18 protein-coding genes and 1 other annotated feature (1 of these 19 only partly in view) are annotated in these 17,000 nt (G+C 41.7%); all 18 genes read left to right on the forward strand.

The features are described from left to right. Positions 1 to 254: 254 nt before the first annotated feature. The 18 genes from C6W21_RS02925 (at position 255) to C6W21_RS03010 (ending at position 16,750) form a co-directional block, all read left to right on the forward strand. Positions 255 to 3,797 carry a S8 family peptidase gene (locus tag C6W21_RS02925; protein ID WP_106049251.1) on the forward strand — a complete coding sequence of 1,181 codons (3,543 nt, stop codon included), beginning with the start codon at positions 255 to 257 and terminating at the stop codon, positions 3,795 to 3,797. Positions 3,798 to 4,046: 249 nt separating this feature from the next. Continuing rightward, entirely contained in the window at positions 4,047 to 4,976 is a 930-nt protein-coding gene (gene spoIIGA, locus C6W21_RS02930; RefSeq protein ID WP_106049252.1) for a sigma-E processing peptidase SpoIIGA, read from the forward strand. A 59-nt stretch (positions 4,977 to 5,035) separates the two neighbouring features. Next, positions 5,036 to 5,755, forward strand: a complete 720-nt coding sequence (sigE, locus tag C6W21_RS02935; RefSeq protein WP_007499746.1) for an RNA polymerase sporulation sigma factor SigE — start codon at positions 5,036 to 5,038, stop codon at positions 5,753 to 5,755. A gap of 143 nt (positions 5,756 to 5,898) precedes the next feature. Next, positions 5,899 to 6,678 carry an RNA polymerase sporulation sigma factor SigG gene (gene sigG, locus C6W21_RS02940; protein WP_003211879.1) on the forward strand — a complete coding sequence of 260 codons (780 nt, stop codon included), beginning with the start codon at positions 5,899 to 5,901 and terminating at the stop codon, positions 6,676 to 6,678. Positions 6,679 to 6,828: 150 nt separating this feature from the next. Continuing rightward, positions 6,829 to 7,767 carry a sugar-binding transcriptional regulator gene (locus C6W21_RS02945; protein ID WP_106049253.1) on the forward strand — a complete coding sequence of 313 codons (939 nt, stop codon included), beginning with the start codon at positions 6,829 to 6,831 and terminating at the stop codon, positions 7,765 to 7,767. A 243-nt stretch (positions 7,768 to 8,010) separates the two neighbouring features. Then, complete coding sequence (locus C6W21_RS02950; RefSeq protein WP_106049254.1) at positions 8,011 to 9,255, forward strand: NAD(P)H-dependent oxidoreductase; 1,245 nt, start codon at positions 8,011 to 8,013, stop codon at positions 9,253 to 9,255. Positions 9,256 to 9,267: 12 nt separating this feature from the next. Next, entirely contained in the window at positions 9,268 to 9,699 is a 432-nt protein-coding gene (locus C6W21_RS02955) for a transcriptional regulator GutM (RefSeq protein WP_106049255.1), read from the forward strand. Between the two features lie 18 nt (positions 9,700 to 9,717). Then, positions 9,718 to 10,248, forward strand: coding sequence for a PTS glucitol/sorbitol transporter subunit IIC (gene srlA, locus C6W21_RS02960; protein ID WP_003210918.1), 531 nt, complete (start codon positions 9,718 to 9,720; stop codon positions 10,246 to 10,248). A gap of 13 nt (positions 10,249 to 10,261) precedes the next feature. Then, positions 10,262 to 11,272 (forward strand): PTS glucitol/sorbitol transporter subunit IIB, encoded by a 1,011-nt coding sequence (gene srlE, locus C6W21_RS02965; RefSeq protein WP_106049256.1) that lies wholly within the window; start codon positions 10,262 to 10,264, stop codon positions 11,270 to 11,272. 26 nt (positions 11,273 to 11,298) lie between these two features. Then, positions 11,299 to 11,655, forward strand: coding sequence for a PTS glucitol/sorbitol transporter subunit IIA (locus C6W21_RS02970; RefSeq protein ID WP_007499733.1), 357 nt, complete (start codon positions 11,299 to 11,301; stop codon positions 11,653 to 11,655). A gap of 130 nt (positions 11,656 to 11,785) precedes the next feature. Beyond that, entirely contained in the window at positions 11,786 to 12,562 is a 777-nt protein-coding gene (locus C6W21_RS02975; RefSeq protein ID WP_189318137.1) for an ABC transporter ATP-binding protein, read from the forward strand. 79 nt (positions 12,563 to 12,641) lie between these two features. Continuing rightward, the gene (locus tag C6W21_RS02980; RefSeq protein WP_008344958.1) at positions 12,642 to 12,878 is read left to right on the forward strand and encodes a YlmC/YmxH family sporulation protein; all 237 of its coding nucleotides are present in this window, start codon (positions 12,642 to 12,644) and stop codon (positions 12,876 to 12,878) included. Between the two features lie 237 nt (positions 12,879 to 13,115). Beyond that, positions 13,116 to 13,955, forward strand: a complete 840-nt coding sequence (gene pgeF / locus C6W21_RS02985) for a peptidoglycan editing factor PgeF (protein ID WP_106050195.1) — start codon at positions 13,116 to 13,118, stop codon at positions 13,953 to 13,955. Positions 13,956 to 13,961: 6 nt separating this feature from the next. After that, entirely contained in the window at positions 13,962 to 14,651 is a 690-nt protein-coding gene (locus C6W21_RS02990) for a YggS family pyridoxal phosphate-dependent enzyme (RefSeq protein ID WP_106049258.1), read from the forward strand. 1 nt (position 14,652) lies between these two features. Continuing rightward, on the forward strand, positions 14,653 to 15,111 hold the full coding sequence (gene sepF, locus C6W21_RS02995) for a cell division protein SepF (protein ID WP_003212271.1): 459 nt from the start codon (positions 14,653 to 14,655) through the stop codon (positions 15,109 to 15,111). Positions 15,112 to 15,117: 6 nt separating this feature from the next. Further along, a complete protein-coding gene (locus tag C6W21_RS03000; RefSeq protein WP_060596198.1) occupies positions 15,118 to 15,399 on the forward strand; it encodes a YggT family protein in 282 nt (93 codons plus the stop codon). A 53-nt stretch (positions 15,400 to 15,452) separates the two neighbouring features. Beyond that, positions 15,453 to 16,229: a YlmH family RNA-binding protein gene (locus C6W21_RS03005; protein WP_106049259.1), complete on the forward strand. Its 777-nt coding sequence runs from the start codon at positions 15,453 to 15,455 to the stop codon at positions 16,227 to 16,229. 26 nt (positions 16,230 to 16,255) lie between these two features. Continuing rightward, positions 16,256 to 16,750 (forward strand): DivIVA domain-containing protein, encoded by a 495-nt coding sequence (locus C6W21_RS03010; protein WP_003211323.1) that lies wholly within the window; start codon positions 16,256 to 16,258, stop codon positions 16,748 to 16,750. 59 nt (positions 16,751 to 16,809) lie between these two features. Further along, positions 16,810 to 17,000 (forward strand) — a binding site (T-box leader) (it continues 48 nt past the right edge of the window).

Genomic DNA, 17,000 nt, shown 5'->3' on the forward strand with positions numbered 1-17,000 from the left:
AACTTATAAAGGGACCCACGCTTTTTCTAATCAAAAAGTCATGAACATGTGAGAGTTACTTCATCTTTCATATGTATTTTGACTTATGGCGCTTAAGGAAAAAGAATCATTTTTAACCCCTCTTGCAAAAAACGACAAAATGATGAACTTTATTTGACTACATTAAATAGAACACCATGAATCTTGTCATGAACAAAAGAAGGAAAGGAGTGAGACATATACTCTGTTTGGCCATTTGAGGAGGAGGGATTTGATTGAAATTGAAGTTTCGCAAAACCGCCGGCTATCGTTTGATGAGTCTTTTGGTGATTGGTACTTTAACGATGACAAGCTTTGGGATGGTTCAAGCAAAATCGACTTCTACCTCATATCAGGAGGAAGCTGTTTCCTCTAAGACAACAAAAGCTAAGATCTCATCTAGATTAATGAAACAGTTTCAACAGGATGACAAGGTGACCTTTTTAGTCAAAATGAAGGAACAAACAAATACGAAAAAAGTGGCGAAGGAAGCTGTGTCCAGAGCCAAAAAACAGAAATTAACAGCGGCTAAAACGCAGTACACAAAAAGATCAGCTGTCGTATCCGAATTAAGAGCAACGTCTAAGGAGACGCAGCAAGCGCTGCTTGCGTATTTACAAAAGGAACAAAAGAAAAAGCAAGTGAAGGAGATTCATTCGTACTATATTGTGAATGGTCTAGCGGTGATGGGAACGAAAGAAGTCATGGAAAAGGTGGCTTCCTTCCCAGAAGTAGATCAAGTGCTGCCAAATGAAACCCGTCAAATTCATCGGCCGGTTGATTTGAAGACGTCTAAGCAGAAAAAACAAATGAAAGCAGTAGATGGAGTCGAGTGGAATATTTCTCAGGTTCATGCTCCAGAAGCGTGGGCTTTAGGCTATGATGGTACGGGTACAGTTGTGGCAAGTATTGATACAGGAGTGGAATGGGATCATCCTGCTTTAAAGGAACAATACCGCGGATTTAATCCAGCACACCCGAATGAACCATCTCATGAATTCAATTGGTACGATGCTACGACAGGATCTGAAGCGCCGTACGATGATTTAGAGCATGGTACACATGTGACGGGAACGATGGTTGGCTCTGAACCAGATGGAAAGAATCAAATCGGAGTCGCACCAGGCGCAAAATGGATTGCGGTGAAAGCTTTCTCAGAAGATGGTGGTTCAGATGCTGATCTGCTTGACGCAGGTGAGTGGATTTTAGCACCAAAAGATGAGGACGGAAACCCTCATCCAGAAAAGGCACCAGATGTCGTCAATAATTCTTGGGGCGGTGGGCCTGGTCTTGATGATTGGTATAAAGATGTGGTCAATGCTTGGAGAGCGGCGGATATCTTTCCAGAGTTTTCAGCTGGCAATACCGATTTATTTAACCCTGGTGGTGAGGGATCAATTGCAAATCCTGCGAACTATCAGGAGGCCTTTGCAACGGGTGCAACGGATCAAGATAACAAATTGGCGTCTTTCTCGCTGCAAGGTCCGTCTCCATATGGCGTCATGAAACCAGATATTGCGGCCCCAGGGGTAAACATTCGTTCATCCATTCCAGGGAAAGGGTATGAGGATGGCTGGAATGGGACGTCGATGGCTGGTCCGCATGTTTCAGCTGTTGTAGCTCTTCTTCGCCAAGTACAGTCAGATCTTTCTGTTGAAGAGATTGAACAAATTCTGATTGATACAGCGAAGCCGTTGACTGATCAGCAATTCCCGGAATCCCCTAACAATGGCTATGGGGCAGGTTTAGTTGATGCAAAAGAGGCGATTACAGCATTAACAGATGGCATTGGCACGATTGAAGGACAGGTGACAAACGAAGATGTTAATTTAGATGATATGAAAATAACAGATCAAGCCCTGCCTCAAACAGAAAAGGCTGCACATCCACATAAGAAATCTATGGATTCGAAAAGTGCGAAGCCTGCAAAAGCAAAAGAAAAACATGTGCAATTGGAAAAGGAAAAAAATCTTGATGCTCCGTCTATCAAAGCTCTTCCTATGAAAGCGGAAATCAGTGTTCTTGAAAGCGGGAAATCAACGTACACAGATGAAGCGACAGGGAGATATCAGCTTACTCACAGTGCAGGAGAATTCACAGTGAAAGCGGAAGCTTACGGGTTTGAATCACGTACACAAACAGTCAATATTTCCTCAAATGAAACGAAAGAGGCGAATTTCGCCTTACAGCCACTTAAGAAACGAACGATATCCGGCACAATTGTCAACGAAACAACGGGTGAAAAAGTAAAGGATGCCACGGTTTACCTTGTAGAGGATGCGAAAATTAAGCCGGTGAAAACAGATGAATCCGGCGAATTTTCTCTAGAGGCATTGAGCGGTGTCTATACCGTCAAAGTATTTGCGAAAGGGTTTAAAGGATATTCTTTTACAGCAGATGTGACAGAAAAGCCGGTTGAAAAAGCCATTCAGCTGGAGCCATTCATTGGTTTTGCTGGTGAAATTGGCTACGATGACGGAACAGCTGAAAATGCACGCGCCTTCTATGATCCTGGCAATGGCTGGGCTGTGAAGTTTTCGTTAGAAAAGGGGAAGAAGCAAGCGCAACTCACAGGGGGGCTTTTCCGTTTCTGGTCATCAGAGTGGCCAGCTCCTGGCGGGAATGAATTTGCGGTTGAAGTGTATGATGCTTCTGGGAAGAATGGAGCTCCAGGGGAGAAAATTGCAGGACCTTTAAAAGCGAATGCGCTGCGTAATGGTGAATGGACAAAAGTAGATTTAGAAGATCAAGCCATTACGGTGGATGGAGATTTCTATCTTGTCTATATTCAAACGAAAAGGAATACGGAAGCTCCAGGACTTGCAACAGACGAAGATGGGCCAAATGCTGAAAGAAGCTGGCAGCTGACAAGCGGTGCTTTTTCTCCTTCTCCAAAAGAAGAGGGGAATTATATGATTCGTGCGCTTGTTGACTATGAAGCAGATGTGCCAGAGATTACATCTCCAAAGGCAGGAACCATTACGAACAAAGATGAATTGGAGATTAAAGGAAAATCCTCTCCTGGGCTTGATGTAGCGCTCTATCAAAATGATGAAGAGATTGCGAAAGTGAAAGCAGATCAGTCAGGCGCTTTCAAAGAAAAGGTCACTGTTTCAAGTGGAGAGCATGTATTCACAGCTGCGACTGTTACGGATAAAGGCGCAACGCAACGATCCAAACCAGTAAAGGTGATCATTGATCAAACAGCTCCAGCGCTCACCATAGATACACCGAAAAAAGGGGAAAAGTCCAATAAAGAATCGCTCGCTGTAGAAGGAAAAGTCACAGATGATCATCTTGATCAAGTCACTGTAAATGGAAAAAAGGCAACCATAAAAGATGGAACATATTCCGCAAGAATACTGCTTGAGAACGGGAAAAATACGATCAAAGTTACAGCGAAAGATGCAGCAGGAAACAAAACGACTAAAAAAATCAATATCGATGTTCAATACGAGGCACCTGAGATTTCTAAGCTGACTCCAGCAGAGAATGTTCATCTATCATCAGGAGAGTCTGTTAAAATTTCATTTAACAGCAGGGAAAAGCTAGACGCAACGTTTGTTATTCACATGCCGCTGACAAACGCGAGATCAAAGCTTCAAAATACAACAGAGCTGCCGCTTCGCGAAGTATCTAGCGGAACATATGAAGGCTACTGGACAGCTACTTCTACCGCCAAAGCAAAAGGTGCGGTCATTGAAGTAATTGTGCGAGATGATTATGGAAATGTCACAAGACAAAAGGCTTCAGGCACATTAAACATCAATGAAAAGTAACTTAAACAAAAGACACGATTTCCAGGAGCGTGTCTTTTTTCTTTGGAAAAATTGTTTGAAGGCTTGTCCCGACGAACACTCTCTTGCTTCGCGCTCTCATTACTCGACAAAAACAATAATAATCCACCAAAAGTTCTCTATCATCCCCAACAAGAATTGACAGACTTTCATCTCTTGACTGTTTTATACTGGTACAAACAAGTGCAAGTACTGCTTTTGATTCTTTGTTTTAGATGAAAGGAGCAGAGGGTGGTTATTTATTTAGATGTGATCTGGTTGTTAAACTTTTGTTTTGATCTATTGCTTCTCTTACTCACTGCATTTATTCTCAAACGACAAGTAAAAAAAAGGCGATATATGTTAGGAGCTCTCATTGGATCGAGCATTGTTCTCTTGCTCTTTACACCATTTGCAATGGTTGTGTCACACCCTTTTGGCAAACTACTTTTTTCTGTCTTCATCGTTCTTGCAACCTTTGGTTTTCAAAGATTTCGTTCCTTTTTTCAAAACCTGTTTGCTTTTTACTTTGTAACATTTTTGATGGGAGGAGGCATGATCGGGGTTCATTCGTTTTTGCAAACCAATACAGTGATTCAAAATGGCTTGCTGATTTCACAAAATGATGGCTTTGGTGATCCGATTAGCTGGCTTTTTGTTTTAACCGGCTTTCCTGCGATTTGGCTCTTTTCAAAGAAAAGATTAGGAGAGGTTGGTTCGAAAAAAAGACAGTATGATGAACAAGTGCTTGTGGAAATACACATTCACGGAGAGACCATCCGTTTAAAGGGACTCGTCGATTCTGGTAACCAGCTGTATGATCCTATGACAAAAACACCTGTCATGATCGTGCAGGCCGATCGGCTAACGGCCATTTGCGGAGAGCCATTTATAGAGCTCATGAAACAGTCTCATCCTGTTGAAGTGATGCAAAAGATCGATGATCAATTTCCCCTTCTTGATCGATTAAGACTTGTTCCATATCGAGCGGTCGGTCATGATCACGGCTTTCTACTATGCCTAAAACCAGATACAGTCTTCATTTATTCAAAGACGCATATGATTCAGCCAGCTAAGTGTTTTGTAGGGATGAGTCTGAGCGGTTTATCAGCAGATCAGGAATTTCAATCCATCATTCATCCAGATATGTTAGAAGGGAAAATCATCCAGGGGGTGTCGTAGTTTTTTGGTGATGTCTTTTATCTTACGAGGTCAACTTGACATTTAGAAGGGAGAAGAAGATGAAAAAATTAAAATTTAAACTCACTTACTACTGGTATAAACTCCTCATGAAACTAGGTCTAAAGAGCGATGAAATTTATTATATTGGTGGAAGTGAAGCGCTGCCGCCTCCATTATCAAAGGATGAAGAGCAGGAACTGCTTGTCAAATTACCAAAGGGTGATCAAACCGCAAGGGCGATTCTGATCGAAAGAAATTTGCGTTTAGTGGTTTATATCGCAAGGAAATTTGAAAACACAGGTATTAATATTGAGGATTTAATTAGTATCGGAACCATTGGCCTGATCAAAGCAGTCAATACATTTAACCCAGAAAAAAAGATCAAACTCGCAACATATGCTTCAAGATGTATTGAAAATGAGATTTTGATGTACTTGCGGCGAAATAATAAAATCCGTTCAGAAGTCTCGTTTGATGAACCGCTCAACATTGATTGGGACGGTAATGAACTGCTTTTATCAGACGTACTTGGAACAGATGATGATATCATCACGCGGGATATTGAAGCAAATGTAGATAAAAAATTACTCAAAAAAGCACTGGAACAATTAAATGACCGCGAAAAGCAGATCATGGAACTGAGATTTGGCTTGGTCGGTGGTGAGGAAAAAACCCAAAAAGATGTCGCTGACATGCTCGGGATTTCCCAGTCGTATATTTCGAGGCTTGAAAAAAGAATCATTAAACGATTACAAAAAGAATTTAATAAAATGGTCTAAAAAAATTTTTTAAAAAACTCTGTCCCTGCGCTGTCAAAGGAATGAACCACTTTTCTCATGATTCTCGTCATCGCTCGTGCATATTTTTCCATCCCAAGGAGATACTGAACTTTGTACAACAGCTCCTGTAGGGAGGGAAAAAAGTGTCCAGAAATAAAGTGGAAATCTGCGGAGTCGACACCTCCAAACTGCCTGTTCTGAAAAACGATGAGATGAGAAAATTGTTCAGACAGCTGCAAGATGAGGGTGACGATACAGCAAGAGAAAAGCTAGTCAATGGCAATTTACGATTGGTTTTAAGTGTGATTCAGCGTTTTAACAACAGAGGCGAATATGTCGATGACCTCTTCCAAGTAGGCTGTATCGGATTAATGAAATCAATTGATAATTTTGATTTAAGCCACAATGTTAGATTTTCAACTTATGCGGTTCCTATGATCATAGGAGAAATCCGTCGATACTTGCGTGATAACAACCCGATTCGGGTGTCTCGCTCACTAAGAGATATTGCCTATAAGGCACTTCAGGTCCGTGAGAGGCTGATTAGTGAGACAAGCAAGGAGCCAACAGCAGAAGACATTGCAAAAGTGCTGGAAGTGCCTCATGAGGAAATTGTCTTTGCCCTAGATGCGATTCAAGATCCTGTTTCTTTGTTTGAACCGATCTATAATGACGGAGGAGATCCGATTTATGTGATGGATCAAATTAGTGATGAACGGAACAAAGACACACAATGGGTAGAAGAATTGGCCTTAAAAGAGGGCATGCGCAGATTAAATGACCGAGAAAAGATGATTCTTCGCAAACGCTTCTTCCAGGGCAAAACGCAAATGGAAGTCGCTGAAGAGATTGGGATTTCTCAGGCACAAGTCTCAAGGCTTGAAAAAGCAGCCATCAAACAAATGAATAAAAACATCTTTTAAAGCCGCCGCTTCATGTGCGGCTTTTTTCATTCTGTGAGAGAACACGCCTCTAGTATTGACTCGGTTATTTTTTTCATTTAATCTGTTTTTAACAAATGTTATTTTAGATAGCATTTGTTAGGGAACACTTATGCGGAAAGAAGGGTTATTATGACATTCCATGATGAAAGAAGGCTGCTCATTAAGGTTGCGCATATGTATTATGAAGAAGGCGCCACCCAATCTAACATTGCAGAAGCGGTTGGGGTTAGCCGTTCGCTCATATCGAAATATTTGGCAAAAGCACGTGAAGCAGGGATCGTGGAAATCATTATTCATGATGAAGTCAATCAACAGTATGGATCGTTAGAAAGAAAAATAGAGCGCAAATATGGGCTACGAGAAGTCGTCTGTGTGGAAACGCTCAGCAAAGACACAACCAAAAGCCGAATCGGTGCGGCGGCGGCGGGTTTTTTATTAAAAGTGATGAAGGATGGACAAGTTATCGGCTTTTCCTCAGGGACAACGCTGCATGAAATGGCAAAAGCGCTTACGTCTGTTCAGCACTATCCATCCGTGACATTTGTTCCGCTTGTCGGAGGTGTTGGAAATGAAGACGTCGATATCCACGCCAACTATATTATTGCGAGATGCACAGAGGCACTCAAATCGAAATGTGAGTTTTTACATGTACCCGTCATGCTTGATACGAAAGAAGCGAAGGAAGTATTGATTAGACAGCCGTCGATCAAAAAAGTGATTGAACTAGGAGAATCATCAAATATCGCAGTTGTCGGAATTGGCGGTGTTCCGCAGCATTCAACGATGGTGAAATCTTATATGACAAGCGGCGAAGAGGACATCCTCCAAGCGAAGGATGTAGCAGGTGACATTTGTTATAACTTTATTGATCATCAAGGGGAAGTATATCCCCACCCATGGAACGATCGGGTGATGGGGATAAGCCCGCAAAAGCTGAAAGAAATTCCGCTTGTCATAGGTGTCGCTGGTGGCGAAGAGAAAATTGAAGCGATCCGAGCGGCATTAGAAGGTGGATTAATTCATGTATTAATTACCGATGAACGAACAGGAGATGCCTTATTAAAGTAACTACCTAATGATATTAGGTAGTTTTTTTGAGTCTTTAGACTCAAAAAGATTGAAAATTTTATCGATTTTAGCTTGACACAAAGTTGACACATCATATAAACTAAGTTCATAACAAATGATAAATAAAATAACAAATGTTACAAGAAGCAGGTTTTTGTTAATTTTTATAACATTTGTTAAAAGTTTCAGATTATATTTCTAGCAATCTATTGAGAAGCAAGAAAACCTGAAAGGATGATTTAGATGTCAATCTATCAACAGTTGTTAGCTCGAGAACGCAGTGGAGATCCGATCAAAGTAGGGATTATTGGAGCAGGCCAAATGGGCTTTGGACTCATTTCACAAATTTCTAAAATTCCAGGCATGATTGTTGCTGGTGTTTGTGATATTCACCTTAGTGCAGCAGAGAAGGCAGCAAATTTTTACAAGCAGCATGCAAAGCCGCATCAAATGGTTGTCACAAATGACTACAGAGAAGTGATTCAATCAGATTTCGTGGAAGTTGTCGTAGATGCAACAGGTGTCCCAGAGGTCGGAGCAAACATTTCTTTGGAAGCGCTTAATTCGAAAAAACATCTCGTTCTTTTAAATGTAGAAGTGGATATTACCATCGGTTTGGTGATGCATAAGTTATTCACAAATGCAGGACTTGTTTACTCAGGATCAGCAGGAGACGAACCAGCAGCAACACTGGAATTATATGAATTTGCGAAAACAATGGGTCTTGAAGTGCTCGTTGCTGGTAAAGGAAAGAATAACCCGTTCTTCCCAGAAGCAAATCCAGATACGTGTAAAGCAGAAGCTGATAGTAAACATATGAGTGCACATATGCTGGCTGCATTCCAGGACGGAACAAAAACAATGGCGGAAATGAACTTATTAAGCAATGCGACAGGGCTACTGCCAGATAAAGTGGGTATGCACGGAGTCGAAGCGAATTTAGAAAATGTAGCAGATAAATTGAATCAAAAACAGCAAGGCGGCGTGCTCGATAACTTCGGAGTCGTTGAATATGTCAATGGACTTGCACCAGGTGTATTTGTCATCGTGAAGAGTGAACTTGAGCCAGTTGATGAAGAGCTGCGCTACTTAAAAGTTGGAAAAGGCCCGCACTACACACTTTACCGTCCTTTCCACTTAGCGAGTCTTGAAACACCTGTTACGATCGCAAAAGCGGTCTTACAGCATGATTCATCCATTCACCCAATTGGTGTACCAGTATCAGAAACTGTAGCTGTTGCGAAAAGAGATATTAAAGCAGGGGAATCACTTGACGGAATTGGCGGATACTCCGTAAGAGGTGTACTTGAAACACACCAAGACATGAAAACGAACGGCCACATTCCAATTGGCTTAATCAGCGGAAAAGTCGTAGCGAAAAAAGACATCAAACTAGGACAATTCCTGACGCATGATGATGTTGAACTTGATTCAAACACAACGGTCTGGAAGCTGCGTTCATTACAAGATCATTTATTTCAATCATAAGGACGTGAAGCTGTGGAAAAATTAGCTATCGTACTTTGTATCGTTCTCATTGTGCAGTATGGGTTATCTTTTATTCAAATCAAGTACTACCGCAAGAGCATGGATTCACTTATTGATGATTACAGAGGGAAGCAGGGCTATCACTTGTTTTCGGGAATGGAGCGGCGCAAAGTGGGCCCTGGAGCCATTGCGCTCATCATTGTAGATGAATCGTATATCATTCAAAAATGCCATGTGCTTGGCGGCGTGTCGATCTTATCTAAATTTAAAGAAGTCCCTTCATATGAAGGAAAGCATGTAGGTGCTGTGCTAGACGAGCACCATATGATGAAGCAGACGTTGAAAAAACGCAAAAAGGGGCCAGCTGTCATGCACGCACTTTCCATGGCGGCTGAACAGGCACTTGTCTCGATTTCGAAAAAAAATATAACAAATGTGAACTAAAGAAAGGGGAGATGAAACATGGAATGGATTCAATGGTTTGGAGAGCACTTTATCGGAATGTTTGAAGCCGGCGGAAAGCAGTTCATGGGTCTTGTTACAGGCATCGTTCCAACGCTTGTTGTGTTACTTACTTTCACTTATGCTGTCATGAAGTTTATAGGAGAAGAGCGAGTGAATAGAGCGATTCAGTTTGCAGCGAAATATACCATTTTGCGCTATACGTTAATGCCGATCTTATCCGTTCTTATTTTGACAAACCCAATGGCTTATACGTTTGGCCGCTTCTTACCCGAAAAACAAAAACCAGCATTCTATGATTCAGCTGTTTCATTTGTTCATCCGGTGACATCACTGTTCCCGTATGCCAACGCAGGAGAACTGTTTGTCTACTTAGGGATTGCGAACGGGATTAAAGAAGCAGGATATTCAATGTCAGAGCTTGCTGTTCGTTACTTCTTAGTCGGGATCGTCGTCATTTTACTTCGAGGCATCATCACTGAATGGATTACAAAGTACTTAGCAGGAAAAATGAAAGCGAATTCACAATAGGGGAGGGTTAGACATGACAAACCACAAAGTATTTGTTGCAAAAGGCGCTGGCGGATGGGGAAAAGGCTTGGAGCTTGAACCAACTGGTAAAAGAAGAAAGGTTGTTTCCATTACAGGGGGAGGCATACACCCAGTTGCACGTAAAATTGCAGAAATGACAGGGACAGAAGCATGTGACGGCTTTAAAAACTCGATACCAGAAGATGAAATGATGTGTGTTGTCATTGACTGCGGAGGAACTGCGCGAATTGGACTTTATCCAATGAAGCGCATTCCAACTGTAGACGTTTTGGCATCCTCTCCTTCTGGACCGCTTGCAAAACATATTACAGAGGATATCTTCGTATCAGGCGTCACAGAAAAAGATATTTCCTTTGCGGAAGCATCTGATGGTGAGGCGAAAGTAGAAGGTCAGGAAAACAGTGAGCCGATTGACAAGGAGAATTTCAAAGAAACCTATTCAAAACTGAAACAGGAAAATATCGAGCGTCAGGAAAAAGGTAATTTCCTCATGAGATTCTCAAGAGGAATCGGAAAAGTCACCGGTACGTTCTACCAGGCCGGCCGTGATTCCGTTGATATGCTTTTGAAAAACATTATTCCATTCATGGCATTTGTCAGTATGTTAATTGGAATTATCAATTATACAAAAATCGGTGACTTGATTGCCCATTTTCTATCACCATTGGCAGGATCTATATGGGGACTGTTACTGCTCGTCGTGGTCTGTACATTGCCGTTCCTATCGCCTGTCTTAGGACCTGGAGCAGTCATTGCACAAGTCATCGGTGTTCTCATTGGTAGTCAAATTGCACTAGGGAATATCCCGCCTCAATTTGCACTCCCTGCACTATTTGCGATCAACGGTCAAGTAGGGTGTGATTTCATTCCAGTTGGGCTGTCACTTGGTGAAGCGAAGCCGGAAACGGTACAATATGGGGTACCAGCTGTTTTGTATAGCCGCCTTATTACAGGGGTTCTATCTGTTGTGATCGCATACGTTGCCAGCTTCGGTATGTATTAAACGTATTAAAGGAGGAATCGAGATACATGGTAACACAATCTGTCGTAAAAGAAATTGGGATCTTAGTCCCGCAATTTAAAGAAGATAAGCTGATTGTTTTATTTGGACCCGCAGCGCCGCAGGAATTAAGAGATATGTCCGTCATTCATGAGTTCGAACATTTAGAAGAAGAGCCGCTGAAGCTGGGTGGTACCATTCAAGTGGGCGATCAAACGTACACGATCACAGCCCTTGGCAATAAAGCAAATGACAACTTTAAAGAGCTCGGCCATATTTCGATCTACTTCCAAGAGCCGTTTGATGATGTATTACCGGGAGCTGTCTTTGCATCCCCGCACACGTTTCCTGATATAAAAGAAGGCGTGCGAATTGAAATTTCGTAGCTATGCAGAAAAGCTGTTCCGTAAAAGGAGCAGCTTTTTTTATGTCAGGTTTACCAGAAAGAACAATTGCGATATGCTTTAAACATTCATTATTTGTTTATTCAGAATTTTTACTCAGGGGGAAATGATGGTGTCACTTGAATTGAAGAATGTTTCTTTAAAACGAAATGGAAAATGGCTGCTTCAGTCTGTTGACTGGCAGGTGAACAAAGAGGAGCATTGGGTGCTTTACGGTTTAAATGGTGCGGGGAAAACCGCTTTATTAAATATGCTCTGCTCATATTATTTCCCTACATCGGGTGAGATGACCGTTCTCGGACATGTCTTTGGCAAGGAGGCTCTTGGCGAAAAGCTCAGGAAGAAAATTGGCCTCATTTCTGCGGGACTTGAAAAGAAACTGCACAGGGACGACAATGCATTTGAAATTGTTCTCAGCGGAGCATTTGCTTCGATTGGGCTTTATGAAACCCCGACAGATGAGATAAGAGAGAAAGCCATTGATCTATTAAAAGCATTTGGTTCATTCAAATATGTGAACCGGACATATGAAACTCTCTCACAAGGAGAAAAGCAAAAAGTCCTGATTGCGAGGGCTTTAATGAATGATCCCAAGCTCCTAATTTTAGATGAGCCTGTGACGGGTCTTGATTTTCTAGCAAGAGAACAGGTGCTGGAGACCATCTCATTCATTGCTTCAAAGCCTGATGCGCCCACTTTGCTTTACACGACCCATCATGCAGAAGAGATTTTGCCTGTTTTTCAGCACACCTTATTATTAAAAAATGGGATTGTTTTTGATCAAGGAGAGACAAAAGAGATGATGACAAGCGACTTGCTTTCTTCCTTCTTTGAATGTCCGGTAGATGTGATGTGGAGAAATGGCCGTCCTCACTTAAGTAAATTGTAGATAAAAGAAACTATTGGTCTGCGTCCCTGCTTTTCCATCATACATATTATAGTAGAAAACGAAAGGCGGGGAAGGACAGATGATCAGTATTTCTGAATTCCAAATCAAGGATGTCGTCGATGTGTCGAGCGGGAAAAAACTAGGCACCATTGGGGACATTGATATTAATGTCACGAGCGGTAAAATACAAGCGATCATTATCGGCGGCACAGGTAAAATGATGGGATTTTTCGGGAAAGAAGAGGAAATGATTGTGCCGTGGCGAAATATAGTAAAAATTGGCGAAGATGTGATACTTGTCCGATTGTCTTCTTAAAATTCGTATAACTCCTCAATGAATCATTCCATTATCCTTAACATAAGCTCTCCATTCTCAGCAAACAATGTCTTTTTCGGGTAAAAAGATTACGTTTTCATATCAATTTGAAAAAAAACCTGTAGAAAGGGCACATTTGAGTGTAATATTTAATGAATCCTACTAACTGTCTTTGCATGTCTTGTGGTAAAATAGGAGCGAAATAAAGAGAGATGAATGAAAGGTGGGAGGGCAGCTTTGACACACAAATATGACCCCTTTCAGCAGAAATCACCTTATGCAATGACCATTCATGATTGGACGAACATGACATGTTCTGGTAAAGAGGTATTGGCCGGATTTACGACAAAAAATAGCGGCTTCAGCCTTTCTCCATATCAATCATTGAACACTGGACTCCATGTAGGAGATGATGCTTCTAGTGTCCAAATGAATCGTCAAGTCATAGCAGATGCTACTGCTGTGCCGCTCTCTGATTGGGTGTTTGCAGACCAAACACACGAGGACCGCATCAAGAAAGTCACCAAGGAGCAAAGAGGAAGAGGAAGTCTTCATTATCATGAGGCACTGCCTGGAACAGACGGCTTATATACGTCTGAACCGAACATGATGCTCGCTCTTTGTTTCGCCGATTGTGTTCCGCTTTATTTTCTAGCTCCGCAACATGGACTCATCGGAACAGCCCATGCCGGATGGAAAGGAACCGTCAAGCAAATTGGTGCAAAGATGGTAGATCTATGGGTCAACCAAGAAGGTGCCAAGACCGATCAAATACAAGTCGTCATTGGACCATCCATTGGCAGCTGCTGCTACATAGTCGATGATGTGGTCTTGAATCAAGTGAAACAGCTTCCCTTTTCCACAGAGAATGTGAATTCCGAGATTTCACCAGGACAATATAAATTAGACTTAAAAACATTAAACAAAAATGTATTGCTTCATGCAGGAATAAAAGAAGAAAACATACATGTCAGTTCGATGTGCACAAGCTGCAATGATCAGCTATTCTTCTCACACCGGCGTGATCAAGGGAAAACAGGACGTATGATGTCTTTTGTCGGGTTTAAGGAGGCATAAGAGCAATTGGATGTACGAGAGAATCTCAGACAAATAAATGAACAAATAAACGAAGCATGTAAAAGAGCCGGCCGGAACCCAGCGGATGTATCAGTCGTCGCTGTCACAAAATATGTCTCGATTAAGCGAGCACAAGAAGCCAAGGAAGCAGGAATTTTGCACTTTGGAGAAAATCGTGACCAAGGGTTACTTGAAAAACAAGCGGCCATAACCGATGAAAGCATTAGCTGGCACTTCATCGGCAGTTTACAAACACGAAAAGTGAAATCTGTCATTCAGACAATTGACTACTTACATTCGCTCGACAGGATGTCTCTTGCGAATGAAATTGAAAAAAGAGCGGATCACACAGTTCGCTGTTTTGTACAGGTGAACACATCGCTGGAGGAGTCAAAACATGGCTTACAAAGTGAAGACGTGATTCCATTTGTGAAGCAGCTCGCTGATTTCAAACACATTGAAATTGCGGGACTGATGACGATGGCTCCATTTACAGATGATCACACTGTGATACGAAACTGCTTTAAAACATTAAAAAAACTTCAAGAAGAAGTAAAACATCTTAACCAAGTAAATGCACCTTGTCAGCATTTATCGATGGGCATGTCAAATGATTTTGAAATCGCAATTGAAGAAGGTGCGACATTCGTTCGGATTGGCTCTTCACTTGTTGGAAATGAAACAGGAGGTGCGTGACATGAGCATAAAAAATAAGTTTAAAAGCTTTTTCACTCTCGACGATGAAGAGTATGAGTACGAATATATTGATGAAGAAAGAGAACCAGTCCAAGAAGAAAAAGGAACGAAGGACAAAGCGGCATTTCAAGAGCGTCCGCAGACAGGAAAACAAAATGTCGTTAGCTTGCAAAGCGTGCAGAAATCCTCTAAAGTGGTGTTAAGTGAGCCGCGTGTATATGCAGAAGCGCAGGAGATTGCAGACCATATTAAAAACAGACGTGCAGTCGTCGTGAATTTGCAGCGCATTCAGCACGATCAAGCAAAGCGAATCATCGACTTCTTAAGCGGAACTGTTTATGCAATCGGTGGAGACATCCAGCGTATTGGCTCGAATATATTCCTCTGCACACCTGATAATGTGGATGTATCTGGCACAATATCAGAACTTTTGACAGAGGAAGAACCTCAGAGGTGGTAAATCATAGTGATTCTAAATTTCATTTTTAATATTTTAGGAACGGTATTAACGATTTACTCATTCGCGATTATTATTTACATCTTTATGTCATGGGTGCCATCTGCAAGAGAAACATCAATTGGTCGCTTTCTGACAAATATTTGCGAACCGTATTTAGAACCATTTCGTAAAATTATTCCGCCAATTGGCATGATTGACATCTCGCCAATTGTGGCATTGCTTGTGATTCGTTTTGCCTCATCATATGGACTAACTGGTCTTTACAATATGATTGTACGCTTCATGTAGACAGGCTGCCGGGCTTGGCGCTGCCAGGCTCTTTTACATAAGAGGGGAACAAAATGAGCGATATTTATCAACATTTTAGAAAAGACGAACAGCCATTTGTTGACCAAGTGTTAGGCTGGAAAAAAATCACACTCGACCAGTATCGAATGAAATTAACAGACTTTCTTGATCCGCGTGAGCAGTTTATTACCCAGTCCGTCATCCAGCATGCTGATGAACTTGGGATCATGTTTTTTGGCGGGTATGAAGGAGCGGAGCGTAAAAGAGCGCTCATTTATCCTGAATATTTAGAACCGGCTACTCAGGATGCTGAGCTGTCATATTTTCAGGTGAACTATGCGAAAAAGTTTATTTCGTTAGAACACCCGAAGCTCCTTGGTTCACTGATTGGGACAGGCTTGAAGCGTCAAAAGTTTGGAGATTTGTTATTTTCAGAGGAAGATGTGCAGTTTATTTGTACGAGTGATGTCGCCGATTTTGTTCGAGCGCAGCTGACGCATGTCGGCAGAGCCTCCGTTTCATTAGAGGAAATCACGCAAGCAGATTTAAAGCCGGTTATGAGCAAGACTGACATCAAAGAAGATACAATTTCTTCACTGCGGCTTGATGCGGTATGTGCTGCAATCAGCCGTCAGTCTCGGCAAAAGGCACAGCTTTTGGTCAAAAATGGGCTTGTCAAAGTTAACTGGAAAGTCACTGAGGACCCTTCCTTTACAATTGGCGAAGGCGATCAGCTCTCTGTCAGGGGATTTGGCCGCTTTAGCCTCAAAACGATTGATGGGAAGACCAAAAAAGATAAATTTAAAGTAACATTTGAGCTTCTGACATAACGAACTTGAATCTGGAGGTGGCGAGGTTGCCATTAACACCTAATGATATTCATAATAAAACGTTCACAAAAAGCTTTCGCGGATATGACGAAGATGAAGTAAACGAGTTTTTAAGCCAAGTACGTAAAGATTACGAAATCGTGCTTCGCAAAAAGAACGAACTTGAAGAAAAAGTAAACGAACTTGACGAAAGACTTGGTCATTTTGCGACAATTGAAGAGACATTAAACAAATCAATTCTTGTGGCGCAGGAAGCAGCAGAAGACGTCAAACGTCATTCTGATAAAGAAGCGAAATTGATTATTCGTGAAGCAGAGAAAAATGCAGATCGTATTATTAACGAAGCGCTATCAAAATCAAGAAAGATTGCGATGGAAATCGAAGAGCTGAAGAAACAGTCGAAGGTCTTTAGAACTCGCTTCCAAATGCTCATCGAAGCTCAGCTTGATCTTCTAAAAAATGACGATTGGGATCATTTACTGGAATATGAAGTTGACGCTGTCTTTGACGAAAAAGAATAAGCGCATCACCTTGACATGACGTACACATGTTGCATATAATACCATCATAAATTAACAAGAGATAAACGTTTGAAAGGGACACTCGCAGTTGTCATATGCGTAATAAAGCGAATCAGGGATGGTGGAAGCCTGACATTACGAGACGTTGCAATGAGATCACCCCTTTAGTTCCTTTTCTGAAATGAATGAGTAAGAAAAGGCGTCTGATCACGTTACGATTTTAGAGTGGATAAGCGGCTGGTTAAATAGC

It is taken from the genome of Bacillus sp. NMCN1, from assembly GCF_002998085.1.
GTDB lineage: Bacteria > Bacillota > Bacilli > Bacillales > Bacillaceae > Bacillus.

Bases quoted from the DNA above. Each gene is read 5' to 3' on its own strand.
- C6W21_RS03005 (WP_106049259.1), top strand. From the start codon at position 15,453: ATGAGCGATATTTATCAACATTTTAGAAAAGACGAACAGCCATTTGTT.
- C6W21_RS02980 (WP_008344958.1), top strand. From the start codon at position 12,642: ATGATCAGTATTTCTGAATTCCAAATCAAGGATGTCGTCGATGTGTCG.
- sepF (WP_003212271.1), top strand. From the start codon at position 14,653: ATGAGCATAAAAAATAAGTTTAAAAGCTTTTTCACTCTCGACGATGAA.
- srlA (WP_003210918.1), top strand. From the start codon at position 9,718: ATGGAATGGATTCAATGGTTTGGAGAGCACTTTATCGGAATGTTTGAA.
- sigE (WP_007499746.1), top strand. From the start codon at position 5,036: ATGAAAAAATTAAAATTTAAACTCACTTACTACTGGTATAAACTCCTC.
- C6W21_RS02970 (WP_007499733.1), top strand. From the start codon at position 11,299: ATGGTAACACAATCTGTCGTAAAAGAAATTGGGATCTTAGTCCCGCAA.
- C6W21_RS02945 (WP_106049253.1), top strand. From the start codon at position 6,829: ATGACATTCCATGATGAAAGAAGGCTGCTCATTAAGGTTGCGCATATG.
- C6W21_RS02950 (WP_106049254.1), top strand. From the start codon at position 8,011: ATGTCAATCTATCAACAGTTGTTAGCTCGAGAACGCAGTGGAGATCCG.
- srlE (WP_106049256.1), top strand. From the start codon at position 10,262: ATGACAAACCACAAAGTATTTGTTGCAAAAGGCGCTGGCGGATGGGGA.